This window comes from Streptomyces endophyticus (genome assembly GCF_035798155.1).
Taxonomy (GTDB): Bacteria; Actinomycetota; Actinomycetes; order Streptomycetales; family Streptomycetaceae; genus Streptomyces; species Streptomyces endophyticus.
On sequence record NZ_JAOZYC010000196.1, the window covers coordinates 92,478 to 118,718 of the forward strand.

The 26,241-nt window shown below is 71.5% G+C and carries 23 protein-coding genes and 3 tRNA genes; 12 read left to right on the forward strand and 14 right to left on the reverse strand.

Features of this window, described 5'->3' with window-relative positions; all coding sequences use genetic code 11:
• Positions 1 to 111: 111 nt before the first annotated feature.
• A complete protein-coding gene (locus OKJ99_RS39580) occupies positions 112 to 1,542 on the reverse strand; it encodes a xylulokinase (RefSeq protein ID WP_326023294.1) in 1,431 nt (476 codons plus the stop codon).
• Positions 1,543 to 1,581: 39 nt separating this feature from the next.
• Positions 1,582 to 1,893 carry a YtxH domain-containing protein gene (locus OKJ99_RS39585; RefSeq protein ID WP_326023295.1) on the reverse strand — a complete coding sequence of 104 codons (312 nt, stop codon included), beginning with the start codon at positions 1,891 to 1,893 and terminating at the stop codon, positions 1,582 to 1,584.
• Positions 1,894 to 2,073: 180 nt separating this feature from the next.
• Here OKJ99_RS39585 and OKJ99_RS39590 point away from each other — a divergent pair.
• From OKJ99_RS39590 to OKJ99_RS39600, 3 genes are all read left to right on the forward strand, one after another.
• Positions 2,074 to 2,146, forward strand: a tRNA-Asn gene (locus tag OKJ99_RS39590).
• Between the two features lie 5 nt (positions 2,147 to 2,151).
• Positions 2,152 to 2,224 (forward strand) — tRNA-Asn (locus tag OKJ99_RS39595).
• 177 nt (positions 2,225 to 2,401) lie between these two features.
• Positions 2,402 to 2,475 (forward strand) — tRNA-Ile (locus OKJ99_RS39600).
• A 140-nt stretch (positions 2,476 to 2,615) separates the two neighbouring features.
• Here the strand turns inward: OKJ99_RS39600 and OKJ99_RS39605 are convergent.
• The 11 genes from OKJ99_RS39605 to OKJ99_RS39655 form a co-directional block, all read right to left on the reverse strand.
• The gene (locus tag OKJ99_RS39605; protein ID WP_326023296.1) at positions 2,616 to 3,653 is read right to left on the reverse strand and encodes a rod shape-determining protein; all 1,038 of its coding nucleotides are present in this window, start codon (positions 3,651 to 3,653) and stop codon (positions 2,616 to 2,618) included.
• 483 nt (positions 3,654 to 4,136) lie between these two features.
• Positions 4,137 to 4,718 (reverse strand): hypothetical protein, encoded by a 582-nt coding sequence (locus OKJ99_RS39610; protein WP_326023297.1) that lies wholly within the window; start codon positions 4,716 to 4,718, stop codon positions 4,137 to 4,139.
• Positions 4,699 to 5,532: an FkbM family methyltransferase gene (locus OKJ99_RS39615; protein WP_326023299.1), complete on the reverse strand. Its 834-nt coding sequence runs from the start codon at positions 5,530 to 5,532 to the stop codon at positions 4,699 to 4,701. Before OKJ99_RS39615 ends, OKJ99_RS39610 begins: the two co-directional genes overlap by 20 nt.
• Entirely contained in the window at positions 5,529 to 5,771 is a 243-nt protein-coding gene (locus OKJ99_RS39620) for a Trm112 family protein (protein ID WP_326023300.1), read from the reverse strand. The genes OKJ99_RS39615 and OKJ99_RS39620 overlap by 4 nt, the downstream gene beginning before the upstream one ends.
• On the reverse strand, positions 5,761 to 6,681 hold the full coding sequence (locus OKJ99_RS39625; RefSeq protein ID WP_326023302.1) for a DMT family transporter: 921 nt from the start codon (positions 6,679 to 6,681) through the stop codon (positions 5,761 to 5,763). Before OKJ99_RS39625 ends, OKJ99_RS39620 begins: the two co-directional genes overlap by 11 nt.
• Before the next feature lie 6 nt (positions 6,682 to 6,687).
• A complete protein-coding gene (locus OKJ99_RS39630; protein WP_326023304.1) occupies positions 6,688 to 7,434 on the reverse strand; it encodes a class I SAM-dependent methyltransferase in 747 nt (248 codons plus the stop codon).
• Positions 7,431 to 8,723, reverse strand: coding sequence for a condensation protein (locus OKJ99_RS39635; RefSeq protein WP_326023305.1), 1,293 nt, complete (start codon positions 8,721 to 8,723; stop codon positions 7,431 to 7,433). Before OKJ99_RS39635 ends, OKJ99_RS39630 begins: the two co-directional genes overlap by 4 nt.
• Complete coding sequence (locus tag OKJ99_RS39640) at positions 8,720 to 12,883, reverse strand: alpha-(1->3)-arabinofuranosyltransferase (protein WP_326023306.1); 4,164 nt, start codon at positions 12,881 to 12,883, stop codon at positions 8,720 to 8,722. The genes OKJ99_RS39635 and OKJ99_RS39640 overlap by 4 nt, the downstream gene beginning before the upstream one ends.
• Complete coding sequence (locus tag OKJ99_RS39645) at positions 12,880 to 13,638, reverse strand: class I SAM-dependent methyltransferase (RefSeq protein ID WP_326023308.1); 759 nt, start codon at positions 13,636 to 13,638, stop codon at positions 12,880 to 12,882. The genes OKJ99_RS39640 and OKJ99_RS39645 overlap by 4 nt, the downstream gene beginning before the upstream one ends.
• Before the next feature lie 249 nt (positions 13,639 to 13,887).
• Positions 13,888 to 15,036, reverse strand: coding sequence for a glycosyltransferase family 4 protein (locus OKJ99_RS39650; RefSeq protein WP_326023310.1), 1,149 nt, complete (start codon positions 15,034 to 15,036; stop codon positions 13,888 to 13,890).
• 181 nt (positions 15,037 to 15,217) lie between these two features.
• Positions 15,218 to 16,228, reverse strand: a complete 1,011-nt coding sequence (locus OKJ99_RS39655) for a DUF3068 domain-containing protein (RefSeq protein ID WP_326023311.1) — start codon at positions 16,226 to 16,228, stop codon at positions 15,218 to 15,220.
• Positions 16,229 to 16,622: 394 nt separating this feature from the next.
• Here OKJ99_RS39655 and OKJ99_RS39660 point away from each other — a divergent pair, with 394 nt between their 5' ends.
• The 8 genes from OKJ99_RS39660 (at position 16,623) to arfA (ending at position 24,630) form a co-directional block, all read left to right on the forward strand.
• Positions 16,623 to 16,775 (forward strand): hypothetical protein, encoded by a 153-nt coding sequence (locus OKJ99_RS39660; RefSeq protein WP_326023312.1) that lies wholly within the window; start codon positions 16,623 to 16,625, stop codon positions 16,773 to 16,775.
• Between the two features lie 3 nt (positions 16,776 to 16,778).
• The gene (locus OKJ99_RS39665) at positions 16,779 to 18,008 is read left to right on the forward strand and encodes a helix-turn-helix domain-containing protein (protein WP_326023314.1); all 1,230 of its coding nucleotides are present in this window, start codon (positions 16,779 to 16,781) and stop codon (positions 18,006 to 18,008) included.
• A gap of 111 nt (positions 18,009 to 18,119) precedes the next feature.
• Positions 18,120 to 18,896, forward strand: coding sequence for an IclR family transcriptional regulator (locus OKJ99_RS39670; protein ID WP_326023316.1), 777 nt, complete (start codon positions 18,120 to 18,122; stop codon positions 18,894 to 18,896).
• The gene (locus OKJ99_RS39675; protein WP_326023317.1) at positions 18,893 to 19,741 is read left to right on the forward strand and encodes an SMP-30/gluconolactonase/LRE family protein; all 849 of its coding nucleotides are present in this window, start codon (positions 18,893 to 18,895) and stop codon (positions 19,739 to 19,741) included. The genes OKJ99_RS39670 and OKJ99_RS39675 overlap by 4 nt, the downstream gene beginning before the upstream one ends.
• A 176-nt stretch (positions 19,742 to 19,917) precedes the next feature.
• Entirely contained in the window at positions 19,918 to 21,264 is a 1,347-nt protein-coding gene (locus OKJ99_RS39680; protein WP_326023318.1) for an extracellular solute-binding protein, read from the forward strand.
• Positions 21,261 to 22,202, forward strand: a complete 942-nt coding sequence (locus OKJ99_RS39685) for a carbohydrate ABC transporter permease (protein WP_326023320.1) — start codon at positions 21,261 to 21,263, stop codon at positions 22,200 to 22,202. The genes OKJ99_RS39680 and OKJ99_RS39685 overlap by 4 nt, the downstream gene beginning before the upstream one ends.
• A complete protein-coding gene (locus tag OKJ99_RS39690; protein ID WP_326023321.1) occupies positions 22,199 to 23,062 on the forward strand; it encodes a carbohydrate ABC transporter permease in 864 nt (287 codons plus the stop codon). Before OKJ99_RS39685 ends, OKJ99_RS39690 begins: the two co-directional genes overlap by 4 nt.
• 62 nt (positions 23,063 to 23,124) lie before the next feature.
• A complete protein-coding gene (gene arfA / locus OKJ99_RS39695; RefSeq protein ID WP_326023322.1) occupies positions 23,125 to 24,630 on the forward strand; it encodes an arabinosylfuranosidase ArfA in 1,506 nt (501 codons plus the stop codon).
• A gap of 90 nt (positions 24,631 to 24,720) precedes the next feature.
• Here arfA and OKJ99_RS39700 read toward each other — a convergent pair whose 3' ends face one another.
• On the reverse strand, positions 24,721 to 25,638 hold the full coding sequence (locus OKJ99_RS39700) for a sulfite exporter TauE/SafE family protein (protein WP_326023323.1): 918 nt from the start codon (positions 25,636 to 25,638) through the stop codon (positions 24,721 to 24,723).
• 132 nt (positions 25,639 to 25,770) lie between these two features.
• On the opposite strand from OKJ99_RS39700, the gene OKJ99_RS39705 reads away from it, so the two are divergent.
• On the forward strand, positions 25,771 to 26,235 hold the full coding sequence (locus OKJ99_RS39705) for an RrF2 family transcriptional regulator (protein ID WP_326023324.1): 465 nt from the start codon (positions 25,771 to 25,773) through the stop codon (positions 26,233 to 26,235).
• Positions 26,236 to 26,241 lie beyond the last annotated feature (6 nt).

A 26,241-nucleotide genomic window follows, 5' to 3' on the forward strand; every position in this document is an offset into this window, starting at 1 on the left:
GGGGATCGATCCGCGCCGACGCCGAAACGGCGACGCATGGACCCCTATCGTCGAACACTCCACCCGCGTTACCTCAACCGAATTAATCAAGAGCACCCAAAGATTGGGGACTCAGGAGAACGCGCCGGGGTGGATCTGGTCCCGTACGGCCCGGTACTGCTGCCGCACCGCCCGGCCCACCGGCAGCTCGTCGCCCGCCTCGAAGACCTGCGCGGCCGCGCCCTGCCACTGCGGCAGCTGCCCGTTCAGCGCCCACGCGGCCTGTCGCGCCGCGCCGATCGCCGCGTAGTCCGCGGGCTGCGGCACCACGACCTGCGCCTCGAACAGGGCCGGCGCCGCGCTCTGCACGGCCTGCAGCTCGGCGGCGGCGCCCAGCAGGAACACCCGCCGGATCTCCACGCCACGGCCGCGCAGCACGTCCATGGCGTCGGTGAGCCCGCACAGCATGCCCTCGAAGGCGGCCCGCGCCAGATGCTCGGGCTTCATGGACTCCCGTCGCAGCCCGCTCAACGTCCCCGCGGTGTGCGGCAGATTCGGTGTCTTCTCGCCCTCCAGATAGGGCAGGAGTACGAGTCCGTGGGCGCCCGGCGTCGACTTCATGGCCAGCTCGGACAGTTCCTCCAGGCCTCCGTCGAGCCCCAGCATCTCGACCGTGCCCCGCAGCGCCCGTACGGCGTTCGACGTATGGACCACGGGCAGGTGCATCCCGGTCGCGTCGGCGAGCGCGGTGATGGATCCGCTGGAGTCCACGAGCGCCTCATGGTGCACGGCCATCACGGAGCCCGAGGCCCCGAGCGAGACCACGGCGTCCCCCGACTGCACGCCGAGCCCGAACGCGGCGGCCATCGTCTCCCCGGTCCCGGCCGAGATGACCAGGCCCTCCGGGGTCCGCCCGGCCGCCTCACCGGGGCCGATCACCTCCGGCAGCGCCACCTGGTGCCCGAGCGCCAGCTCCACCAGGTCGGGTCGCCACGCGGCGCTCGCCGCCGACCAGTACCCGGTGCTGGAGGCCCCGCCGCGGTCGGTGGTCCGGCGCGCGGGCCGGCCGAGGAGCTGCCACACCAGCCAGTCGTGCGCCTGCATCAGCGCGGCGACCTGCTCGGCGTTCTCCGGCTCGCTGCGCGCCAGCCAGCGCAGCTTGGTCACCGGCAGCGCCGCCTGCGGCACGCTCCCCACGGCCTCGGCCCACGCCTCGCGCGAGCCGAGCCGGTCGACCAGGTCCGCGGCCGCGACCTGCGCCCGCTTGTCCCCGCCGACCATGGCCGGGCGCACGGTGTTGCCCTGCGCGTCCAGCGGCACCACGGTGTTCTGCTGCGCGGAGACCCCGATGGCCTGCACGCCTTCCAGCAGCCCTCCGCCGGCGGCCTCGCCGAGCGAGAGGAGCCATGCCTGGGGATCCACGTCGGACGGCCGTCCGCCGCCTTCAGGTGCCTCCAACGGGTGCGGGGCGTACCCCTGCCGCAGCACGGCCCCGGTATCGGCGTCACAAACGACTATGCGCGTAAATTCGGGCGAACTGTCCAGCCCGGCGACTATCCCCATGACTGAAATTCTGCCGTACCGCCGGACGCTTCTGTGCCGTCAGGTGTTGCTGGTGCCCCAGTCGTCGGTCGTCGCGTCGTCGGTGGAGCCGCCGCGCTCGCGCAGCGTGCGCACCCGGCCGGCGACCGAGTCGGGCACCTTGCTCTCGACCTTCTCGCTCACCGAGTGGAAGGCCTTGCCCGCGACGTTCCGCGTCTGCTGCGCCGCCGACTCGGCCGTATTGCGCACGGCAGGGTTCTGGGCGATCTCTCGGGCGGACTTCTTCAGCTTCTCGTAGCGCTCCCGGCCGGCCCTCGTACCCAGTACGTATCCCAGGGCCAGACCGGCGATGAATGTGAGCCGATAGCGCATGGTCGGCCACCCTTTCCGTAGCGAGGCTTCGTGGTCGATGCGGTCGTCGTGGAGCTTGTTGATCACTTAGGGGGTACCGATTGGCGGACCACCCCCCTGCTTGCGCTAATGTATGTGTCGCAGCGAGCGCGCGCCGCCTGGCAAGTACCCAGGTGGCTTCGTTCGAAGCAACGAGGTCATTCCCCTGTAGCTCAATTGGCAGAGCAGCCGACTGTTAATCGGCAGGTTACTGGTTCGAGTCCAGTCGGGGGAGCTCGATCTCCTGTAGCTCAATTGGCAGAGCAGCCGGCTGTTAACCGGCAGGTTACTGGTTCGAGTCCAGTCGGGAGAGCTGTGAACAAGTCCCTCCGGAGTCCGCTCCGGAGGGCTTTTTCTTGCCTGGTGGAACCGTCCGGGTATGGGGGGAGTCCTCATGGTCGTGCAGAGCCGGACCATTCGAGGCAGGAGATCGTATGAGCGGCTATGCTGCGGCAGACGGCGCGCACACTTGTACGCGCCACGCCGAGACGGGGCGGTAGCTCAGCCGGTTAGAGCAGCGGACTCATAATCCGTCGGCCGTGGGTTCGAGTCCCACCCGCCCCACCGCATGTACGCGGCGCAGAAACGATGCGACCAGCTCGTACGTAACCTGATGGCCCGTCACGGAAACCGTGACGGGCCATCTGTCATCCGATGGGCGGGCTCAGTGTCCGGGGGCGCGCACCGCTCTGCCCCGCGCCCGGTCAGTCGGTCAGCGGGTTCAGGGCCATCGGCTGGATCCGGCCCTCCAGCATCTCGCCGAGCCCCCGCACCGCGCACACGTCGGGGCGCTCGGCGATGTGCACCGGGACGCCGATCGCGTTCCGCAGCATCTGGTCGAGACCGGGCAGCAGGGCGGAGCCGCCGACCATCATGATGCCGCGTTCCGTGAGGTCGGCGACCAGGTCGGGCGGGCAGTCCCGCAGCACCCTGCCGATGCCGTCGAGGACGGCGGTCAGCGGGGTGTGGATCGCGCTGCGCACGGCGGCGGTGTCCACATGTACCGAGCGGGCCAGGCCTGTTGCGACGTCGCGGCCGTGGATCTCGGTCTGCTCGGGGCCCTGCGGGGTGAGGCCGTTGCCGCTCAGGGCGAGCTGCAGGGGGCGTACGGACTGGGACGGCAGCATCAGCGCGTGGTGCTGGCGCAGGTGCTGGACGACCGCGTGGTCGATGGCGTCGCCGCCGACGGGGATGCGGGCCGCCGTCACGATCGAGCCGAGCGAGAGGACCGCGATCTGCGTGGTGGCCGCGCCGCAGACGATGATCATCGTGGCCTCGGGCTGCTCCACCGGGAGGCCGCAGCCGACCGCGGCCGCGATCAGGGTGTCGACCAGTTCCACGCGGCGGGCGCCGAGGCCGACGAGCGTCTCGACGGTGGCGCGCTGGGCCAGCGGGTCCGCGTCGTGCGGCACGGCGGCGGCGGCGCGCAGCCGGGGCTTGCGGCGAAGGGTGCGGCGGAGCTTGTCGCCGAGCAGGTGGCGCAGCATCCGCTGGGCCATCTCGATGTCGACGACCGTGCCGCCGGAGACGGGGCGTACGACGCGGATGTAGTGCGGGGTGCGGCCTGTCATCTTCTCGGCGAACTCGCCGACCGCGATGAGCGCGCCGGTGCGGGTGTTGACCGCCGCCGCGCTGGGCTCATCGACGACGAGGCCCGCGCCCTTCACGTACACGCGGGTGCGCGCGGCACCCAGATCGACGGCGAAGTGGCAGCGGCGCAACTGCTCCAGACTGGCGGTCATGGCAGATCCTCCCGAGAGCGCGGACCGTGGTGGGCTCGCCGGGTGGCGACCCTTCTGGCATCCTGCGCTCGCGCGGGGGAGGGCGCTCGCTGGAGTAGGCCGGGCGGGTCCGCAAACGCCGGGGCGCCGCCTCCCGTGGGACGTGGGAGACGGCGCCGCTTCGGTGTCCGACGGTGTTACACCAGCCAGCCGAGGAAGTGGGCGAGGCCGGCGACGATGTCGGTGATGACGTTCATGTGACGCGTTCTCCTAGCGATGATGCAGAGTGCACCGATGATGCAAAGTGCATATGGGACTTGGGACTTGAGATGTGCATCGCGATGCGGTCGCTACGGTCTGCAGCCCGTTGCTTGCGCACCGTAAGCATCGTTGTTCACGTACGCCCCATGCAAACTCTTCGGCGACGACCACCTGTTCAAGGGAACAACTGCGCCCGTGTTCGTTTCTTGTGTTCGTATTCCGTTTGGGCCTCGCGGGTGAATCTCAGGCCTCGTACCAGCGCTGAAGCAGTCCCCATGTGAACTCCGCCCGCACCTCGCGGGGCGTCCCCGCCTCGTCCGGGGCGCGGAAGGCCAGGCCCCAGCGGGTGGGCGCCGAGCCTTCGAGGGGGCGGGCAGGGGCGAAGGCGCGGGCCGCCTCGTCCACCGTGCAGGACCAGGGCGTCAGATCGGCGAGGGTGCGCAGGGCCGGGACCGGGGCGCCCGGGGTGCGGATCAGCCACTCGTTCCAGATCCCGCCCGTGGGCGCGAGCAGCACCTCGAAGCGCAGGTCGGGCCAGAGCGGCACCGGCCACAGCAGCGCCTCGCACTCCATGTCGCCGACCTTGCGGAGCAGGGTGCGCTCCGGGGCGCCGAGCACGGACCGGTAGCGGGAGACCGCCGCCCGCGGGTGGCGGGAGTGCAGCTTCGCCTGCCAGCGGCGGTTCGCCTCCCGCATGTCGGCGATGGAGACGCCGAGGTCGGCGCGGGCGGTCTCGACGAGCTCCGGGTTGTGGTCCGCCATACGGCGCAGCAGGACCAGTTGGAAGTCCAGCGGGGTGAAGGGCTCAGTGGGGCGTCCGGGCATGCGCTCCATGGTGGCGTACGTCGCCGGGGGCCCGCCCGTCCGGCAGGAACAGCACCGAGTTCACGTACCGCCGCCGGCGTCCGGCCGGGGTGAGGGCGCGGCGCAGCAGGCCCTGTGAGGCGATGTGGGCGGTGCCGCGCTGATGGGCCGCCAGATCGTAGGAGGGCAGGGGCAGCCAGTCGGTGTCCGTGTCCGGCAGGACCCAGCCTTCGTAGCCCAGGGCGCGCAGATGGTGCACGACCGGGGTGATCGGCTGGATGCGGGTCTCCAGCTCGATGAAGAGGGCGGGCCGGTCGTGGGCGAGCAGGGCGCGGGCGCCGCGCAGTACCCGAAGTTCCGCACCGTCCACGTCGACCTTGATGAAGTCCACGTCATGCAGGGCGAGTTCGTCGAGCGTCACGCACGGCACCTGGCGGCCGGTCGGCGCGTGCAGGTCGTCGCGGCGGACGAGCGACGACACCCCGCGTTCGCCGCGTTCGTCGTGCGGCGGCTGCCACAGCGGGGCCGTGCCGACACGGTCGCTGGCGGCCGCCCGGACGACCCGCACGTTCGCAGGCGCGGAGGCGGCGAGCACCCTGGCCAGGTGCGGGACCGGTTCGAGGGTGATCACGCGGCGGGCCGGGCCCGCGAGGCGGTGGGTCCACGGGCCGTACCAGCCGCCGACGTCCACCGCCGTGCCGCAGGCCCTCGCGGCGGGCAGCATGTCGGCGAGCCGGGTCAGCTCGGGCTCGAAGCGCGGGTACAGGGCGCGGGCCGTCGCGGCGGTCAGCCGGGCGGGCAGCCAGGGGGCGATCCGGGCGGCGAGCGTCGTCATGGGAGCGTCCGTTTCGCCTGCTCGGCCCGTTGCAGCAGCTGCTCGTGCTCGCCTTCCGGGACCTGTTCGCCGGACGACGGGAGGAGCTGCGGGATGCCGTCGACGATGGGGTAGCGGCGGTGCAGCCGGGGGTTGTAGAGGCAGCCGCCCGTGTCCCCTTCCGGCGCGGGCAGCAGGAGCAGGGGGCCCTTGTCGAGCGGGCAGGCGAGGATCTTGAGCAGCGGGTCGTCAGGGTTCATTCGGGAGCAACTCCCTTGGTTCTTGGTCCGGTTGTGTGGGGGCGTCGTGTTTCGGCATCAGGAGGAGAACGGCGACCGCGAGAGCCGTGCCCGTCACGCGCAGCGCCAGGGGCAGTGGCTCGTGGGGGAGCGACTCGCCGAACGCGAGTGTGCCGAGGACCGCCGTGAACAGGCAGGTCACCGTGGTGCACACCGGGACGATCAGCGAGGCGCGGCAGCGTTGCAGGGCCGCCTGCGACATGACGAGCCCGAACACGCCCGTGCACATCAGCAGATACGGGTACGGGGACGCGAACAGGGCCGGGATGTCCGGGAGCACGCCCGACACACCTTTGATGGCGAGCGAGCTGACCCCGTAGAGCAGGCCCACCGCGACCCCGTACTCGACACCCGTGGTCGGGAGCCGGTGGCGGTGCCGCGCGCGGCGTTCCGCGGAGGCGTACAGGGACAGGCCCGCCGCCAGCGAGGGCACGCACACCAGGAGGATGAGGGGCGCGGGAGAGCCGTGCCCCACCGCGTCCGCGTTCTCGTTCCCCTGGAGCGAGAGCACCACCATGAGCAGCGCCGCCAGGATCGCGCCGATGGCGTAGCGCTCGCGGCCCGAGGTGCGTTCGCCGAGGAGCCGGGCGGACAGCAGCAGGAGCAGCACCAGGCCCGAGACGAAGATCCCTTGTGCGGCGGCGATGGGAAGCGTTCGGTAGACGGCCAGTTGGGCGCCGAAGCCGGAGGCCAGGGCGATGGATCCGGCCAGCCACAGCGGGCTCGTCACCACCTGGCGCAGGAGGTGGGCGGGGCGGCGCACGCTCACTTCGGGCAGCCGGGTGAGGGCCCGCTTCTCCAGGACGAAGCCGACGCTGTAGAGCGTGTTGGCGAGCAGTGCCGCGCCGACTCCCCATGCCACGGCGGGCATCGCCTCTCACGTCCTTCGCGCGTGCAGGAGAAGGATCGAGGCGAGGGACGGTGCCGCGCAGGCGAGCCGGTCGAGGGGGCGCAGCGGGCGGGGCACCCCGTGGAACGGCGCTCCCGCGAGGCGTACGACGTCGAAGCCCGACGCGGCGACGAACTCCCGCAGGGCGCGCGGCGTGTAGAGGCGCAGATGGCCCACGACCTCGGTGCCCGGCCTGCCGTGGATCGCGCGCAGGCTCACCTCCGAGAAGACGGGCTGCACGCCGGCGAGGAGCAGCGCCCGGTTGTACCAGGCGGCCAGGTTCGGGGTGGACAGCATCAGGTGGCCGCCCGGGCGCAGGACGCGGCGGATCTCGTCGAGCGCCGCGTCGGGGTCGACGAGGTGCTCGACGACCTCGGACAGGAGGACCGCGTCGGCGGACGCGTCGGCGAACGGCAGCCCGTGGCCGGTGAGTTCGCCGCGTACGACACGGGGGACGCGGCGGGCCGCGCGGCGCAGCGCGTCCTGCGACCAGTCGACGCCGATCAGGCGGTGGCCGTCGGGTCCGGGCAGGAGGCGGGCGGTGGTGGCCGCGGCCGTGCCGTCACCGCAGCCGATGTCCAGGACGGTGGCGTGGCGGGTGCCGGACAGGGCGGTGGCGAGGATGCGGGCCTGGCGGCGGGTGCGGGGGGTGCCGGAGGCCACCGGGACGGCTGGGTTCTCGTAGAAATCCCTCAAGTCCCGTGGTGGGACGTCGAGTTCGGGGTGCGTGGTCATGGTGCCTCCTCCTGCGTCGCGTGGAGGTGCTGCTCGAACAGGTCGCGCAGGCGGGCGCCGTCGCCGGGGCCGAGCAGGGTGCGCGACCAGCGCAGGGCCAGATGGAGTCGGCCCGCGGTGGACGCCGTCGTGAAGGTGAGGCCGCGCGGCATGCGGGCCGGGGCGGAGAACCAGACGGCGCGGGCGCGGCCGCCGTCGCCGAAGTCCAGCGGGTAGGGGACGCGGCCGATGTTGCTGAGCAGGGTGGTCGACGTCCACGGGGCCGCCGCCGTCCGCAGGGCGCGGGTGGCGGCGGCGCGCCAGGCGACCGGGGCGTACGGGCTGGTCAACAGGGCGGCACCGTGGCCGAGTTGGGGCCTGGACTGGGACTTGAGCGCCGCGGTGCGGGTGGCGGTGAGGCGCAGGAGGGCGGGGGTCGGGGACCTCAACTCGGTCGGGGTGAGGGCCACTTCGACCAGGCGTGTGCCGTTGCCGATCGGCATCGTCATGTCGCGCGGGCGGTCGTCCACCGGCATGGTGACGCACAGCGGGCGGCGGGCGTGGTGGGTGCCGTGCTCCTCGTTCCAGTCGGCGATCGTGCGGGCCGTGGCCACCATCAGCTGGTCGTTGACCGTGTACGGGGCGCCCTTCGGGCGGCGGGGCACCGACAGTTCGGTGACCAGGAGGCCGTTGCCGGGGCGGGGGTCCGGGGTGCCGGCGGACACGCGGGCCGGGCGGGACCAGGGGGAGGGCGGGTCCTGCGGTGGGCGCGGGCTCAGGAGCGGGGGAGCGGTGGACGGCGGGGAGTTGTCGCGGCCGGAGTAGAGCTCCGCCGCCGTGGCGATGACGCGCAGGCATGCGGGGCCGTCGAGGGCCGTGTGGTTGATCGTGACGAACAGGACGGTGGTGCGGGTCTTCGGGTCCTCCACCGCCTCCAGGCGGATGGGTGGGGACGTGGTGAGGGGTGGGGCGTCGGCGAGGGAGCGGGTGCGGGCCTCGTGCAGGGCGTTCGGGGTACTGGCCGGGAAGGAGACGGGGGGCACGTCCGGGGTCCGGGTCAGCTCCCACTCGTAGCTCCTGCTGTACCAGGGGCGGGGGGCCTCGCGCATGAGGATGCGGGGGTGGTGGTGCAGGGCGTCGGTGAAGGCGCGGGTGAGGCGGGTGGGGTCCAGGACGGCGGTGAGGTGGATCTCGATGTGGACGGTTTCCGGTTCGCGGTCCTGGAGGCAGTGGCGGGAGACCTCGTCGACGGTCGGGAAGGGGATTCGGGTGGTCCGTTTGCCGTCTGCGGGGCGGTCCAGCGTGGTCATGTGGTGTCGCCCTTCCGTGAGGGGTCGGTCGACTCGGTCGAGGTCGCGGGGCTCTGCCCCGGACCCCGCGGGCTCTCGTTCGAAAGGCAGGCTCGATTGCCGATGCTCACCAGCGCTGCGAACAGGGCGATCAGCGCCAGGAGTTGGGCTGCCGTGCCGTAGGCGCCCGAGCCCTCCCGTACCGGTTCGCCCGCTCCCGTCGCCGCCACCGCGCCCGCCGCCGTCATCGTCACGAACGCGATCGGTACCAGGAGTGCGTGGCGTTTCCAGGCGAGGAGGGCCAGGGCCGGGACCAGGGCCGCCCAGGGGCCCGCGATCACGATGCCGATGGCCGTGAGCAGGGCCGTGCCGATGATCCAGCCGGGGGGTGGCGGGGGCTCGGGAGGTGTCTGTTCCGTGTCCCGGCGGCGCCACAGGCACAGTGCGCCGAGGGCCAGGATCGCCGCGCCGGACGCGAACAGGCCGATCTCGTACGTGCGGGCCGGGGCGTAGGAGAGCTTGACCGTGCCGCTCGCCCCGCCGGGGACCAGCCACGCCTGCTGCCAGCCGTCCAGGCGCAGCGAGGACAGCTTCTTGCCGTCGAGGGTCGCCTCCCAGCCGTCGTTGGCGTTCTCGTACATGGTCAGGTACGTCGCCTCGCCCGCGTCGACCTTGACTTCGCGGCGGTCGCCGAGCCAGTCGCGGACCGTGAGGCCACGGACGGTGGGTGCCGCCTCCGTGGTGGCCGTCGTGTTGGTGAGGGTGATGTCCGTGAGGGAGAGCGGGCCGGTGGGTGAGGTCTTCAGGGTGTGCGGGCCTGCCGGGAGGTCCAGGGCGTCGCCGCACGGTTTCACCGTGACCGGGCGGCGTTCCGTCAGGGCGCGCAGGGTGCCGCTCGCCGAGGTGCGGTGGCGGGTGCCGTCGATCGTGACCGTCGGGCCCTTGCCGCAGGGAAGGCTGAACCTGCGGTCGGGCGTGGGCTGTTGGACGCGGTAGGCGTCGAGGGTCGGGATGTAGGCCTCGGTGAGGCCCACCGGGAGTTGCAGGTCCTCGTCGGCGACCGGGTTGTGGACCTTGAGCGGGGCCGACTTCGTGATGGTGACGTCCAGGCGGTTCGTGGTGATGGGGTCGAAGCGGGCCACGCCGTTCTCGTCGACACCGGCCACCGCCGCGCCGTCCGGGCTGCTGATCTCGATCTTCTCGGGGCGCGTGGTGAGGCCGCCGGCCCCGGCGAGGACGAGCGTGGAGACGGGCTGCTTGTCCGGCCAGCGCAGATGGATCGTGGGGTCGTCGCCCGCGATCCACGCCGTCGTCAGATCGCCGTCGGTGAGGTTGCGGGGCGTCGTGTTCAGGCCCAGCGCGGCCGTGGAGTCCGCGCTCGCCGTCATCTTGCGGCGCTGGTCGGGGGCCAGGTCGTAGAGGAGCTTGTCGAGCGCGGGTCCCGGGGTGGGGGCGGCCGTCGCCTCGAAGTCGTACGTGGACTCGCCCGTCGTCGTGAAGACGCGGTTCAGGGCGCGCTCGGTGTCGGTGAGGGTGAGGCCGCCGTCGCTCGTGGCGCGGTGGAAGGAGTACTGGTCGGCCTGCTCGGAGTCGGCCGGAAGGCGCAGCGCGCGGGTCGCCCTGACGCCGGGGATGTCGATGGACGTGAATCCGGCGCCGGTGAGTCCGGGGCGGGCGCGCTGCGTGTCGAGGATCGTCACCCGCAGCCAATTGGCCGTGCCCGCAGGGGACTTGACCTCCTGGCGTTTGCCGGTCGGCTGGACATTGGCCGTCGTGGAGCCCTTGTCGGTCTCGATCCGTACGCGGGTCGGGGCCGCCCGCACGTTGTCCTGAGGCAGCGGTGTCAGGTGGATCGTGGCGGGGATCCGGGTCGGCGCGGAGAAGCCGATGCGCACCCACTCGCCCTTGGCGGAGTCGGGGGCACCCTCCGTCCACGCCGTGTCGGGGTCCTTGTCGAAGGCGTTCGCCGGGTCGAACTGGGGGAGGTGCAGCAGCCAGTTGCCGCTGGAGGACGCGGTGACCGAGCGGGCTCCCTGGATGTCGGCCGTCGTCTGATGGGCCACGCCGTCGGTCGGGAGGATCTGCTTCGGAGGCTCGTCCGGGTTCTCCGAGGCGTTCGGGCTGTTGCGTTCCGTCGGTGTGTACGGGTACGAGGTGTTGGTGTTGACCAGACCGAATCGGGTGTCCGCGCGGCGCAGGCCGTCGGCGGCGATCCGCAGGGCGGGGTTGCCGATGCCGGGGTGGTTGTCGCCGGTCAGGACGGCGGGGCGGTTCAGGAAGGACGGGTCGGAGGAGAGCCGGAGCAGGGCCTCGGGGCCGCCGCTGACCTCCGCCGTGTTCCCGACCGGGAGCAGGCCCGCCTGGCCCGGCCGGTCGGCGCCGTCCCGTGGGGCGTAGATCTCGACGGAGCGGCTGCGCGGGTACAGGCCCTCGATCTGGACCGGCGTCTTCTCGGCGATGCGGCCGCCCGTGACCAGCGGGCCGAACCCGGTCACCCGTTGATAGCCCGACTCGGTCAGCGTGCGCTTGACCGTGGCGGTGGGGACGTAGCCGAACTGGTCGGGGTCGAGGTCGCCGCGGACCACCACGTAGTGCAGGCCCGAGCGGCTCAAGTAGTCCTGGAGGCCCGGTACTTGGGTGCCGCTCATCAGGGCCTGCTCGACGGCGTCCATGGCGCGCCGGTTGCCGCGGGTGCCGAACGGGACGTAGTCGCGCTGCGCCCAGCGGGAGTCGGCGAGCACGTCGAGCGGCTGGTCGATGGGGGAGCCCCAGGTGTAGATGCCGTGGGCGGTGGCGGGCACGACGAGGGCGCGGGAGTCCGGCGAGTACTTCTTCAGCCAGTCGGCCGTCGTCTGCCAGTACGTGGGGAGCTTCTGGAACGCGCCCGGTTGCAGGATCGAACCGTTGAGGTACGGCCAGGCGAGGCCCGGCACGATGAGGATCGCGGCGATCAGCGTGGCGTACCGGCGACCGCGCACAGGGCGGGCCCCGCGCGGATTGGCGGCCACACCCACGAGGTGCACGATGCCGAGCGCGAGGGCCAGCGCCAGGCCCGTCTGGAACTTGTAGACGTTGCGGAACGGGGCGAGGCCTCCGTCCAGCCACGACCGCACCGTGTCGTGGAAGGGCGCGCCGAGCGAACCCCCGTACCCCGCAAGGGTGATGAGGGCCGCCGCCATGACCGTAAGCAGCAGCCAGCGGCGCTCCGGGATGTCGCGGCGCGCCAGGCCCGCGAGGCCGAGCGCGGCGGCCAGCGCCGAGCAGACGATGACGACCACCGAGGTGGCGACCGCCCAGCCCGCGGGCAGCCAGGCGTCGCCCAGGTGCAGATACGCCACCCAGTTCCCGGACCCGCGCAGCGTCTCCGTCGCCGACATCGTCTCGGTCGTGGTCTGGGAACTCTCCACGAACGGAAGGAAGTTCTCGCCGTGGATGCCGAGCAGGACGAGCGGGATCGTCCACCAGGCCGTCGCCAGCACCACCGAGGGGAGCCACCAGGCGATCTGGCGGCGCTTGCGTACGGACGGCGGCCGGGAGAGCAGATACAGGCCCACGGGGAGGAGGGACGCCAGTGTCGAGGACGCGTTCACGCCGCCCATGAACGGGATCAGCAACGCCGAGCGTGTCGCCGAAATACGCGCAGTCGTACGGGGGTTGGTGAGTGGAAGCAGCACCCACGGCAGGAACGCGCCGGGCAGTGCCGCCGCCGACGTCGAGCCGATGACGATCGTGAACGTCGGCCACAGCGCGTACGCCACCGAGCCGAGCAGCCTGCTGCCCGGAGTGCCGACACCGAGGCGCTCGGCGAGGCGCACGGCGCCCCAGAAGGCGACGGTCACGACGATCGACATCCACAGCCGCTCGGCCAGCCACACCGGGAGCTGCAACAGGTCGGTCAGGCCGTAGTACGGCAGCATCGGGAACGCGTAGCCGATGTACTGGTCGGCGATCCCGCCGAAGCCGGCTCTGTCGTGCCACAGCTCCCCGAGGTCACCGAGGAACTTCCACGGGTCCTGGGAGACGCCGAGCTTCGTCTCGAACGTGGCACGCCCCGGCTGCACCGCGCAGAACGCGACGAACAACACGGCCCAGAACGCGAACAGCCAGCGGCGCGCACGCGGACCCGGTTCGGGTTCCGGGTGCGTCGCCGCGGCGGGTGGGGCCTGGACCATGGTCGTCATGGGGGACACCGCCTGAGGATGAGGAGGAGGTTCCAGGTGGCGAACTCGCGCACGCCGGGGACCCGCGTGACGGCCTCCGCGAGGAACGGCCAATAGCGGGAGCGCGCCGCGACGACCGACACGTCGTCGCGGGCGCGCACATGGCGCAGGGTGGCACCGATGTGATGGGCGAAGAGGTTCTCGCCGAGGGTGTGCTTGGGTGCCCTGCCGGTGCGCCGCCGGTAGCGGGCCTGCGCGCGGTCGGCGCCCAGGTAGTGCCAGGGCGCCCACTCGTGACCGCCCCACGGGGACAGCCAGTTGGTGAACGCGACGTAGATCAGGCCGCCGGGCCGGGTGACCCGGACCAGCTCGCTCACGAACGTGTCGCGGTCGGCGACGTGCTCCAGGACGTTCGAGGAGAACGTGACATCTGCCGACGCGTCGGGCAGCGGCAGCAGATAGCCGTCCGCGACCACCGTGCCGGCCGGCGGGTCCTGGCCCAGCTCGGTGGTGTCCGGCTCGAAGAGGAGGGCCTGCGCGCCACGCGCCCGGAACTCACGCGTGAAGTGTCCGCTGCCGCCGCCCACGTCCACGACGACCTTCCCGGCCACTTTCCCGTACGCCTCGACCTGGTCGGCGGCGTCCCGGGCGAGCAGCGCGTAACACGCCTCGGGATCGCTCTGCTCGCGCAGGAACGCCCGGAAGAGCGCGAGTGAGCGGGCCGGCGACGGATCCCTGAAGCCGGCACGGCCGTTGACCCCCGTGGCCGCCGTCACGTTGTCGAGCCCCCAGGTCCTGTCTGGAGTTCCCCGTCGTCCGCGCGGAGCGCGGGCGCGGCGGCATTCGGTGCGTGCGATCGGTGTGCGGTGTCGCAGGTCATGTGGCGGAGCCACCTGTCCTGGGGCGCCGTGCGGAAGGGGGTACCTCCCGCCCGAGCCTGCGAAGCGGGTTCGAGGGTGGGGGAGTGCGTGCCGGGTGTCGCCGCGCAGACGGGGAACTCCAGACAGGGCCTTGAGGGCCGGGGCTCAGACACGGGCCTGCACCGCCTCCGCCGCCACCGCGGAGAACTGCCGCACGGTGTGCGCCCAGCGGTAGCTCGATGCCCGCTCCTGGGCCGCCTTGCCCATCAGCTCGCGGCGGTGCCCCGACAGGGCGAGCGTGCACCAGGCCGCCGCGAAGGCGGACTCGCCGCGCGCGAGCAGTCCGGTGGCGCCGTCCTCGACGGAGTCGCGCACGCCGGGCACGTCGAAGCCGACCGCCGGTGTGCCGCGCGCCGCCGCCTCGGTGATGACCAGGCCCCAGCCCTCGACCGCCGAGGGATGCAGCAGCAGCCAGGCCTCGCAGAGCAGGCGGTGTTTCTCGGCCTCGGAGACATGTCCGGTGAACTCGACGCCCTCGCCCGCCAGTTGGCGCAGGCGTGGTGCCTCGGGGCCGTCCCCGACGATCACGAGCCGGCCGCCCGTCACCGGACGCACCCGTTCCCACAGGCGCAGCAGCAGGTCGATCCGCTTGTACTCGACGAGCCGGCCCATCGCCAGGAACAGCGGGTCCGGGGAACGGTCGGCGGCCGGGCCCGGCTCCTCGACGCCGTTCGGCACGAGGCGGATCCGGTCCTGATCCACGCCGATGGCGTGCAGTGCGTGCGCCGTCGACGGCGAGACGGCCACGAGCAGATTGCGGCGCTGGGCCCCGGAGAGCGCCCAGTGCTCAAGTCTTCGGCCGAGGTGGGCGGCGGGCGCGAGCGGTCCGCGCAGGCGCATCCGCCACAGGTCCGTGTGGACGTGGTTGACCAGGCAGATCGTGGGGCCGCTGTGCCACAGCGGGGCCAGGTACGGCATCCCGTTGCAGACCTCGACGAGCAGGTCGCAGTCGCCGACCTGGCGGGCGAAGGCCGAGCGCGCCCGCAGGTAGTGGGCGCGCTCCCCGCCGGCGGAGACGACCCGGTAGTCGCGGAAGGCCGCCGGGCCGCCGCACAGCAGCGTCACCTGGTGGCCCCGGCGGGTCAGTCCTTCGGCGAGCCGGTCGACCAGGAGCTCGGAGCCGCCGGCGGCCGGGTTGCCGAGGTCGCGGTGGGCGAGGAACACGATGCGGCGCGGGTGTGGGGGGCCGTGCTGCGGATGCTGCGCGCCGGGTGGGGACTCGGCGCGCAGCGGGAGGGGCACGTGCTGGGGCATCGTTGCTCCAACTCGTCGGGCGTACGCGGGTGTTCGGGCGCACTTGGGTGTACTGGGAGGTACGGTGCCGAGACTGTGCGGAGCCTGTGCACGGGGTGGGGAGGGACAGTTTTCGCCCCGCTGTTCGATGCGGCTACTCACCCGCGTGACAAGTTTGGGTCCGTATTCGACTGACGTACCGTCACATCGTGGACGTTTCCAGGGTCGTCGGGGACGTATCGGGATCCGGACGCATCGCCCCTTCCGGCTCCGGCCTGCCACCCCTGCCCCGTACGACGAGCACCAGACCTGCCGCCAGCAGCAGCACACCCAGACCGCCCGCCACCAGCGGCAACGTCGCGCCGAGGAGGGTGAGCCGGTCGTTGTCGTCCTGGGCGAGCGCCACCTGGCCACGCTGGGTGGCCGGGGTGAAAGCGATCTTCCGGCTGTCCAGGAGCACCGCCGCGTCCTTGTCCGTGCCGGGCGCGCGCAGCGTCTTGCGGGGGCCGATGGCCGCGTACAGGACCCGGCCCGTGCGCTGGTCGGCGACGAGCTCGACGCCGTGGTTGGCGTACCATTCCTCGGCGAGCACCTGGCTCTTCTTGGGCTGCCCCACGATCCGGCCCGGCACGAGCCGGGAGCCCGTCCTGGCGGGGGAGACGGTGCCGGTGAACCGGTAGCCCTCGTAGCCCTGCACCTTGGTCACGCCGCTGAAGCGGAGCGGGACCGTCGCGCCGAGCGTGTTGTCCCACCAGGTGTAGGTGCGCTTTTCCACATTGAAGGGGAACTTCAGGTAGGCCTCGCCGCTGAAGGCGGGCTGCTCGCCGCAGCAGTGCACGGGAGCGTTCGTCTTCCGGTCGGTGACCCAGCGCTCCAGGGTCCACTGGAGCGCGTCGTGCGGATCGGCCGCCGGGAGGGTCTTCGCGGTGTCGACGGACGTCGTCACGTCCCACACCGCCCGGCCGCTGCGCTCGCTCGCGGCCACGTCGCCGCGGGCCTGCCGGGTAATGATCAACTTGCGGTCGCGCACGGTCCTGATCTTCGCGGTGTCGAAATAACTGCCGGTTCCGGTGAACACGGTCGTCACGTCGACGTCGATGCTGGTGCGCTCGGCGCGCGGCTCCACGTATCCGGCGAGCAGCCCCGCCAGGACGAGCAGGAACGTGCCGAGACCTGTTGCGACCAGCGAGAACGGTGAGGCTGTACGGCGCATCCGGCACTCCTGGGAGGAAGGGCATCCGCGGTCGGTTCACGGTCGGTTCACGGTCGGCCGGTTAGGACCCTTCTGACGGATCAGGCTGGATACGGGTGGCCAGTCACGACCGGTTCAGGCGAGCGGGGTCTGGTGCGTGCAGCTGCAAGGCGGAGGAGGGCGTCAACGCGGAGCGTTGGCAACCGACGACAACGCCGCAGATGTGCGTGCCAGGGCTCGCGACTCCAGCAGGATCCGTCAGAAGGGTCCTTTGGGCCGGGAACCGTAGACGTACTCTTGACGAGGTGTCAATGTGCTGCGGACACTGGGTACTTGAGACGCGCGGCCCGCCGTACGTCGCAATCGCACGGGTGGGGAACAACCTCGGGAACACCGACGAGAGGCTGACCCTGCGATGAACCGACTGCTCGCCGCCGCGTTCTCCGCGGCCACGGGAGCCGCGCTCGCCCTCGCGGCCGCCTTCGGCGTGCTCGCGTTGATCAACGCGACACCGGACCAGCCCAATACGCCCCTGGTGACCTACGAGACGCCCGGCCAAGGGGGCTGAGCCGTGCCGGCCACCGCTCGCTCCGCATGGTGCGACGTGCCGCGCCTCCAGGCCAAGCAGTTCGTGGCGCTCGCCCTCGAAGAGGCACCCCGGCTCGCCCGGGACATCCTCGACGAGATCCACCGCGAATTCCCCCAACTGCCCGTCGTGCTCGACGAGTCGGGCGAGGCCGTGGCCCTCGTCGGCATCCGCCGCGCCGTCGAGGACTTCGTGCGCGGCTTCGCCGACGGGGCCGCGGACGGCATCCCGGAGAGCCAGGCCCCGGTCCTCTTCCAGGAGTTCGGGCGCGGCCAGTCCCTGCACGGCCGCACCCTCGACTCGCTCCAGGCGATGTACCGGCTCGGCGTGAAGATGGCCTGGCGCCGCCTCGCCGACATCGGGCAGCGCCTCCGTATCCCGCCCCCGGCGATGTACGAACTCGCCGAGGCCGGTTACGAGTACCTCGACGGCCTCGTCGACCAGTCGGTCCGCGGCTACGCCGAGGCCGCCGCCCGGCAGGCCGGTGAGCGCCTGCGCCAGCAGCGCAAGCTGATGGACCTGCTCCTCGAAGGGCGGACCGCGGCGCCCCGCGACCCCGTGCAGGCACTCACCGAACGAGCGGCGCGCGTCGGGTGGCCGGTGCCCGCGCACGTCGCCGTCGGCGTGCTGCTCCGGCCGGCCCGCGACGCGGTCGCCCCCGCCGTCGGGCCCGACGTCCTCCTCGACATGGAGCCGGAGCGGCCCCGGCTCGTCCTGTCCGAACCCGACACCGCGGGCCGCGCCGACCTGCTGCGCCGCGCCCTGTCCGGCTGGACCGGGGCGATCGGGCCGCCCGTGCCGCCCTCCGACGCGGCGAAGTCGCTGCGCTGGGCGGAGGCCGCGGTCGGCCTCATGGAGCGCGGGCTGCTGCCGGACGCCGAAGTGGTGCAGTGCACCCAGCACACCCAGGCCCTCGTCCTGCTCCAGCCCGAGGAACTCGTCGACGATCTCGCGCGGCGCGCCCTCGAACCCCTCACCCGCTGCGGACCCACGCACGCGCGGCGGCTCGCCGAGACCCTGCTCGCCTGGCTGGAGACGCGCGGCGGCGCCCCCGAGGTCGCGGCCCGGCTCGGTGTCCACCCGCAGACCGTCCGCTACCGGCTGCGCCAGATCCGCGAGTTGTGGGGCGACGAGGTCGACGACCCGGACCGCCGCTTCGAGCTGGAACTGGTGCTGCGGGCCCGGCGCCTTCGGGGGGAACAAGGGCCTGTGTAAACCGTGTACAGGGCATCGGACCAACCATTGCCCGGCCAAGGCCCCTGTGCTTAGCCTATGTTCGCGATACCGACCGTCTGTTGAAATACCGAACATAGGGAGGGGTCGGTTGTGGGACGTCTCGTACCAGCCGTGACCCGCGCTCTGGACATACTGGAGCTGTTCCTGGACGGGGACGGCACGCTGTCCGCCCCCGACATCGTCCGCAAGCTACAGCTTCCGCGGACCACGGTCCACGAACTGGTCACCACGCTCGCCGCCCGCCAGTACATCGTGCAGGTCCCGGGACAGCCGGGCCGCTACCGCCTCGGCGTGCGCCCCTACCAGCTCGGCAGCCGGTACGCCGAGCAGCTCGACCTCGCCGCCGAGGGGCAGCACGTAGCCCGCGACGTCGCGGAGACCTGCGACGAGACCGTCCACGTGGCGATCCTCGAGGGCACCGACGTCATCTACATCGCGAAGGTCGACTCCACGCACGCCGTGCGCATGGTGTCCGCCGCGGGCCGCCGCCTGCCCGCGCACTGCACGTCGGTCGGCAAGATGCTGCTCGCGTCACTGCCCGAGGCCGAGCGGGCCGCGCGGCTCCCGGACGACGCGGACCTCGTCGCCATGACCGAGAACTCGATCACGGACCCGGTGGCCCTGCGCGCGCACCTGGAAGGGGTGCGCGAGCGCGGCATCGCCGTGGAGAGCCGCGAGTCGAACCCGGACGTGTCGTGCGTCGCCGCGCCCGTGCGCGACCGCACCAACCGGGTCGTCGCCGCGCTCTCCATCTCCGTACCGATGATCCGCTGGAGCGACGCGCGCGAGGACGAGCTGGCGGGGCTCGCCGCGAAGGGCGCCGCCGACCTCTCCGAGCGCCTCGGCCACCGGGGAGCGACCCGATGACGGGCCGCGTCGAGGAGGCCGTCCGGGCCTCGGCGGAGCTGGGCGAGGGCCCGACCTGGGACCCGGCCACGGGTCGCGTGATCTGGGTGGACATCCTGAACTCCCGCGTGCACACCTACGATCCGGGCAGCGGCCACCGCACCGTCCTCGCCACCGAACAGCACGTGGGCGCCGCCAAACCGCGCGTCGGAGGCGGCCTGGTCGTCAACCTCCGGGACGGCGTGGGGAGTTACGGTCCGGACGGGGCCTTCGCGTGGCTGCACCGCGAGCCCGTTCCCGGGCGGCGCGGCAACGACGCGGCGGTGGCCCCCGACGGCGCGCTGTGGGCGGGTTCCATGCCGTACGACGAGACGCCCGGCGGCGGCAACCTGATCCGCGTCGCCCCCGACGGCACGGCGGTCGAGGTCCTCGACGACGTCACGATCTCCAACGGCACCGGCTGGAGCCCCGACGGCTCGCGCATGTACTACGTCGACACACCGACGGGACGTATCGACGTCTTCGACGTGGACGGTGAACGGATCGGCAACAGGCGGGAGTTGGCGGCCATCGAGAGTGGCGCGGGGTCTCCCGACGGCCTCACCGTCGACGCGGACGGCTGCGTGTGGGTGGCCCTGTGGGACGGGGCCGCCGTCCGCCGCTACACGCCCGAGGGAAAGCTCGACCGGGTGCTCCCGCTGCCGGTGCGCCGCCCGACGGCCTGCGCCTTCGGTGGCGCGGACCTGAGGGACCTGTACGTGTCGACGGCGCGGGTCGGCCTCGACCGGCCGGAGCCGCTCGCGGGGTCGCTGCTGGTGGTGCCGGGGATCGGTCAGGGGCTGGCCCAAGCAGCCTTCGGGGGCTGAGAGTTCGGTCCGGAATTCGGTGATCCCCTCTGGGGCGTGCGGCGTTCGCGTCGTGCGCCCCGTACTTTTTCCCGCGATTCCCGTGCGACCCATTGACGCGGAAGTGGTTCGATTTTACGGTCCCGTTCGAAGTTACGGGCGGCATTCGAAATATCGGACGTTAGGAGGGGCCGGTTGTGGGACCTGGCCTGAACCGCAGACAACTCCTCGCCGGTGCGGGTGGGTTGGCGGTCGCGGGAAGCCTGGGATTCGCGGCCTTGGGCACGGGCGCCGACGCGCTCGCCTCGGGCGCGGACACCCGCGTGCGCTACTGGAACCTCTTCAGCGGCGGCGACGGGTACAACATGATCTCGATGCTGGACGCCTTCCGAAAGGAGCATCCGGACGTCGACGTGAAGGACTCCACGCTCCAGTGGGGCAACCCGTACTACACCAAGCTCGCGATGACCGCGTCCGGCAACCGGGCCCCGGACCTCGCCGTGATGCACCTCGGCAGGATCCCCGGCTTCGCGCCCGGCACCCTCCTCGACGCCTGGGACGTCGGACTGCTCGCCAAGTACGGCGTGCGGGAGAAGGACTTCAACCCGGTCCTGTGGAAGCGCGCGACGGTCGACGGCAAGCTCTACGGCCTGCCGCTCGACATCCACGTACAGCTCTGCTTCTACCGCAAGGACGTGCTGAAGAAGGCGGGGCTGCTCGACGCCGACGGGCGGATGGTCCCGGTCACCTCCACCGACGAGTGGTTCGACGTGCTGAGGGAGGCCAAGAAGGCGGCCAGGAAGGGTGTGCAGACCCTCGGCCTGAACGCCGAGGACATGAACATCCAGTGGTGGATGTTCGTCGCCTTCTACACCCAGCTCGGCGGCACCTGGTTCAACGCCGAGCGCACCGAGGTCACCTTCGACACCGAGAAGGCCACTCAGGTCCTGGAGTTCCTGCGCAAGCACGTCACCGACGGCTACTCCGTCGAGGGCGCCATCGGGGCCGAACAGTTCGTCAACGGCGCCCCGTTCACCTGGGAGGGCAACTGGTCGGTGCCCGTCTTCGACACCGCGAAGGTTCAGTACGGGGCGACGCCACTGCCACCGGTCTTCGGCAAGGAGGCCACCCACGCCGAGTCCCACGCCTTCGTCCTCCCGCACCAGGCGGAACGCGGCGGCGCCGAGAACGAGGCCGCCCACCAACTCGCCGCGTACATCGTCCAGCACGCCCAGAAGTGGGCGCTCGGCGGCCACATCCCCGCGTACACACCGACCCTGTCCTCGGCCGCGTACCGGAAGATGACGCCGCAGAGCGAGTACGTGTCCGCGATGAACCACATGGCGACCGAGCCGAAGGCGTGGTTCGCGGGCTCCACCGGACTGCTCGGACAGCGCACCGGGCCGATCGTGATGTCCGCGTCGGCCGGCTCCGCGCGGCCCGATGCCGTGGCCCGCCGCCTCAAGGGTGCCCTCTCCCAGCTGCTCGCCTCGAAGAACCCGATGGACGGCATGACCGCCGCCCAGGGAGGTGCGGTCTCATGACCACGACCAGCGCGCAGCCCGCCCTGGCCCCGGCGACCGCGAAGGCCGCCACAGGGACCGGCACCGTCCGCCGCAAGCAGGGCTTCCAGCACGGCGGGTGGTTCGTGGCGCCGTTCCTGGTGCTGTTCGGCCTCTTCGTGATCTGGCCGGTGGTGCGCGGCCTGTATCTCTCGGTCACCGACGCCAACATCTCCGGCAAGGGTGCGAGCTTCATCGGCCTCGACAACTACCGCGAGGCCCTCCGGGACGACATGCTGTGGGACTCGCTCGGCCACAGCGCGTACTTCACGCTGCTGGTCGTGCCCTGCATCACGGTCATGGCGTTCCTGCTCGCGATGCTGGCCCACCACATCGAGCGCGGAAAGTGGCTGTGGCGGCTCTGCTTCTTCCTGCCGTTCCTGCTGCCCTCGACCGTCGCGGGCAATCTGTGGGAGTGGCTGTTCAACCCCACCGCGGGCATGATCAACCACGTCTTCGGCCTGGAAACGGCCTGGCTGGCCGATGCGTCGTACGCGATGCTCGCCGTCGTCATCTGCACCTTGTGGTGGACGGCCGGCTTCAGCTTCCTGCTCTACCTCGCCGCCCTCCAGGGCATCCCGGCCCACCTGTTCGAGGCCGCAAAGCTGGACGGCGCGAACGCCTGGCACCGGATGATCCACATCACGCTGCCGATGCTGCGCAACATCACCGGACTCGTCATCGCGCTCCAGATCCTGGCCTCGCTCCAGATCTTCGACCAGGCCGTCGTGATGTTCGACTTCGAGCCCGGACCCGAGGGCGCCACACGCACCTATGTGCAGTTCACCCTCGAAGAGGGCTTCACCGCCTACCGCGTGGGCTACGCCTCCGCCGCCTCCATCATCTTCTTCGTGATCATCGCGTCCGTCGCGCTCGCGCGGATGTGGCTGCTGCGCAACCGTGAGGAGGGCGCCCGATGACCGCCACCGCTCCGCAGATCCGCGTCAAGCCCCGCCGTGGCTGGACCGCGAGCCAGATCGTGCTCACCGCCCTCGGGGTGGCCGTATCCGCCGTGTTCCTGTCGCCGCTGGTCTGGGCCCTGTTCACGTCGCTGAAGTCGGAGACGGAGGCGGTCGCCTCACCGACGCACTGGCTGCCCGAGAACTGGACCGGGCAGGCCTGGTCCGCCATCTTCGAGACCGGCAACATCACCAACTGGTTCGTCAACTCCGTGGTCGTGTCCGTGTGCGTCACGGCGGTCGTGGTGCTGACCAGCGCGCTCGCCGGATACGGGTTCGCGCGCACGGAGTTCAGGGGCAAGGGCGTCCTGATGGGCCTGGTCATGGCGGGCCTGATGGTGTCCCCCGCCGTGCTCGGCGTGCCGCTGTTCACCACGGTCCAGCAGATGGGGATGGTCGACACGTACTGGGGCATGATCCTGCCGCAGTGCGCGCACGCGTCGATGGTCTACATCCTCTACAAGTTCTTCCAGGGCATCCCGCGCGAGCTGGAGGAGGCCGCGTTCATCGACGGAGCGGGCCGCTGGCGGGTCTTCTTCACGATCGTGCTGCCGCTGTCCCGCCCCTCGCTCGCGGCGGTCGGCATCTTCACGTTCATCGGCTCGTGGAACAACTTCCTGTGGCCGTACATGGTCACCAACAACCCCGACCTGATGACCATGCCGAACGGCATCGCGACCGTCATGAACTCCTACGGCATCCAGTGGGCCCAGCTGATGGCCGGCGGCCTGATGGCGGGCCTGCCGCTGATCATCGTCTTCGTCTTCTTCCAGCGGCAGATCGTGGCGGGCGTGGCCCACACGGGCCTCGCCGGGCAGTGACCTCCTCCGCCCCGGTCACCGGCACACCACTCGGTTCTTCGAAGTTCTTCGAAAGGAAAGCCTTGCGCACCGCACGCTTCACCCTCGATCCCGCCTTCACCGTCGCCCAGGTCAACCCCCGGCTCTTCGGCTCGTTCGTGGAGCACCTCGGCCGCTGCGTCTACACCGGCATCTACGAGCCGGGACACGAGCACGCGGACGAGGCGGGCCTGCGCACCGATGTCCTGGAACTCGTACGGGAGTTGGGGACCACGGTCATCCGCTACCCCGGCGGCAACTTCGTCTCCGGCTACAAGTGGGAGGACTCGGTCGGCCCCGTCGAGGACCGCCCGGCCCGCCTCGACCTGGCCTGGCGCACCACGGAGCCGAACCGCTTCGGCCTGTCCGAGTACATCGCGTTCCTGCGCAAGCTCGGCCCGCAGGCCGAACCGATGATGGCGCTCAACCTCGGCACGCGCGGAGTCGCCGAGGCGATAGAACTCCAGGAGTACGCGAACCACCCCTCCGGGACCGCCCGGTCCGACCTCCGCATCGAGCACGGCGACAAGGACCCCTTCGGCATCCGCCTGTGGTGCCTCGGCAACGAGATGGACGGCCCCTGGCAGACCGGCCACAAGACGGCCGAGGAGTACGGGCGGGTCGCGGCGGAGACGGCGCGCGCCATGCGCCAGATCGACCCGGACGTGGAGCTCGTCGCGTGCGGCAGCTCCAACCAGGCGATGCCGACGTTCGCGGAGTGGGAGGCGAAGGTCCTCGCGGAGACCTACGACCTGGTCGACCACATATCACTCCACGCCTACTACCAGGAGCACGACGGCGACCGGGACTCCTTCCTCGCCTCGGCGGTGGACATGGAGTCGTTCATCGAGAACGTCGTCGCGACCTGCGACCACGTCGGCGCCCGCCTCAAGTCGCCGAAGAAGATCAACCTCTCGTTCGACGAGTGGAACGTCTGGTACCAGTCGCGTTCCCGGTCCGAGGTCGCGGCCCTCGACTGGCCGCAGACCCCGCGCCTCCTGGAGGACGTCTACTCGGTGACGGACGCGGTCGTCTTCGGCTCGCTCCTCATCGCGCTGCTGCGCCACGCGGACCGCGTGACGGTGGCGTGCCTCGCCCAGCTGGTCAACGTCATCGCCCCGATCATGACCGAGCCGGGCGGCCCCGCCTGGCGGCAGACGACGTTCTACCCGTTCGCGGCGGCCTCGAAGTACGGCCGCGGCGAGGTCCTCGACGTCCGCGTCTCGGGCCCCACGTACGACACACGGCGCCACGGCACGGCCGACCTCCTCCACGCCACGGCGGTCCGCGCCGAGGACGGCACGCTCACGGTCTTCGCGGTGAACCGCAGCCAGACGGAGTCGCTGCCGCTGGAAGTGGCCCTGAATGGGCTGGAGTTGGACGGTGTGATCGAACACAGCACACTCTCGGACACCGACCCGGAAGCCTGCAACACGCTCGCGGAGCCGGAGCGGGTGGTGCCGCACGCGGGCACGGGCACGTCACTGGAGGCAGGCACGCTCAAGGCGACGCTCGAACCGCTGTCGTGGAATGTGATCCGGTTGGCGTGACCGGAAGAACCGGGACTGTGACGTGGAACCGCGACATTTCCGTGGTTACGCGTCACAGTCCCCGTTCACAGTCCCGCCTGACCCCGCGAGCTACACCCTGGAGCTCTCCTTCGGCGCGGGCGCGGGTGAGCCCGTCACCACCAGCGAGCGCCGCCGCCCCCGCAGCGTGACCGTCACCCCGGCCCCCGCGAACGCCGCGCAGACCAGCAGCAGCGGCGTCCCCGATACGCCCCACATCGCCAGGCCCGAGCCCGCGAGGAGGGTGACCAGCGCCCAGCGCAGGGCCGGTCCTGAGATGCGGGTGGAGAGGAGGGCGCCGGCCACCACGCCCGGGATCGCGCCGATCAGCAGCGTGCCTGCCATGCCGAACGCGACGTCGCCGAAGAGCACGTGGCCGAGGGCCGCCGCCGCGACCACCGGGATGGCCTGTACGAGGTCCGTGCCGACCAGGTGGTTCGCCTTCAGCCGCGGGTGCGCCAGCATCAGCATCACGATGATCAGCGAGCCGGAGCCGACGGACGTCATGCCGACGATGAAGCCGCCGATCAGGCCGATGGCGAGGGTGGCCAGGGGGCGGACCGGGACGTGTGCGTCCTCCGCCTCGTTCGCGCCCGTGCCGCGCCGTGCGTCCAGCCACATCCGGGCCAGCATTCCGACGACCGCGAGGACGAGCGCGCCACCGATGACGTACTTCACGCGCTCCTGGAGTTGCTCTCCGTTACCGAGCAACCCCAGGCACAGTGCGCCGAGGACCGCCGCGGGCATCGCCGTCGGCAGCAGCCAGCGCACGATGTCCCAGCGCACGGTGCCCGCCCGCTGGTGCACCGCCGCTCCGAACGGCTTCATGAAGACAGAGGTCGCCAGGTCGCTGCCGATCGCGGCCGTCGGATTGACGCCGAACAGCATCACCATGATCGGCGTCATCAGCGCGCCGCCGCCCATGCCGGTGAGGCCCACCGCCACCCCGACGAGGGCGCCCGCGACGACTATCGCCCAGGAGAAGTCCATGTCGGCGACTGTACGCACCATCCCTATGGGAAAGGTAGGGAAGATCCAGGTGTCCCAGATGCTGGAAGGACGCGAGGTGATCAGGGGTGATCCACCGCACCGTGCGGCGCGAACGTCCACCACAATGTGCCCATGAGGATCTCCGCCCGCGCCGACTACGCCGTACGTGCCTGCCTGGAAATCACCGTTCATGCCGAGGGGGACGGCGTGCCGATCAAGGCCGAGGCCGTCGCCGCGGCCCAGGAGATTCCGCACAAGTTCCTGGAGGGGATCCTCAGCGATCTGCGGCGCGGCTGCATCGTCGTGAGCAAGCGGGGCGGCAACGGCGGCTATCTGCTCGCCCGCCCGGCCGCCGAGATCACCGTCGCCGACGTCGTGCGAGCGGTCGAGGGGCCCATCGTCTCGGTGCGTGGTGAGCGGCCGAACGCGCTCAGTTACACCGGTCCCGCCGAACCGCTGCTCCCGCTGTGGGTGGCGCTGCGGGCCAACGTGCGCAAGATCCTGGAGGGCGTCACGCTCGCCGACCTCGCGCACGACCGGCTGCCGGACCCGGTGAAGGAACTGGCCGAGGACCCCGCCGCCTGGCGCAACCCGTGAGGCTCA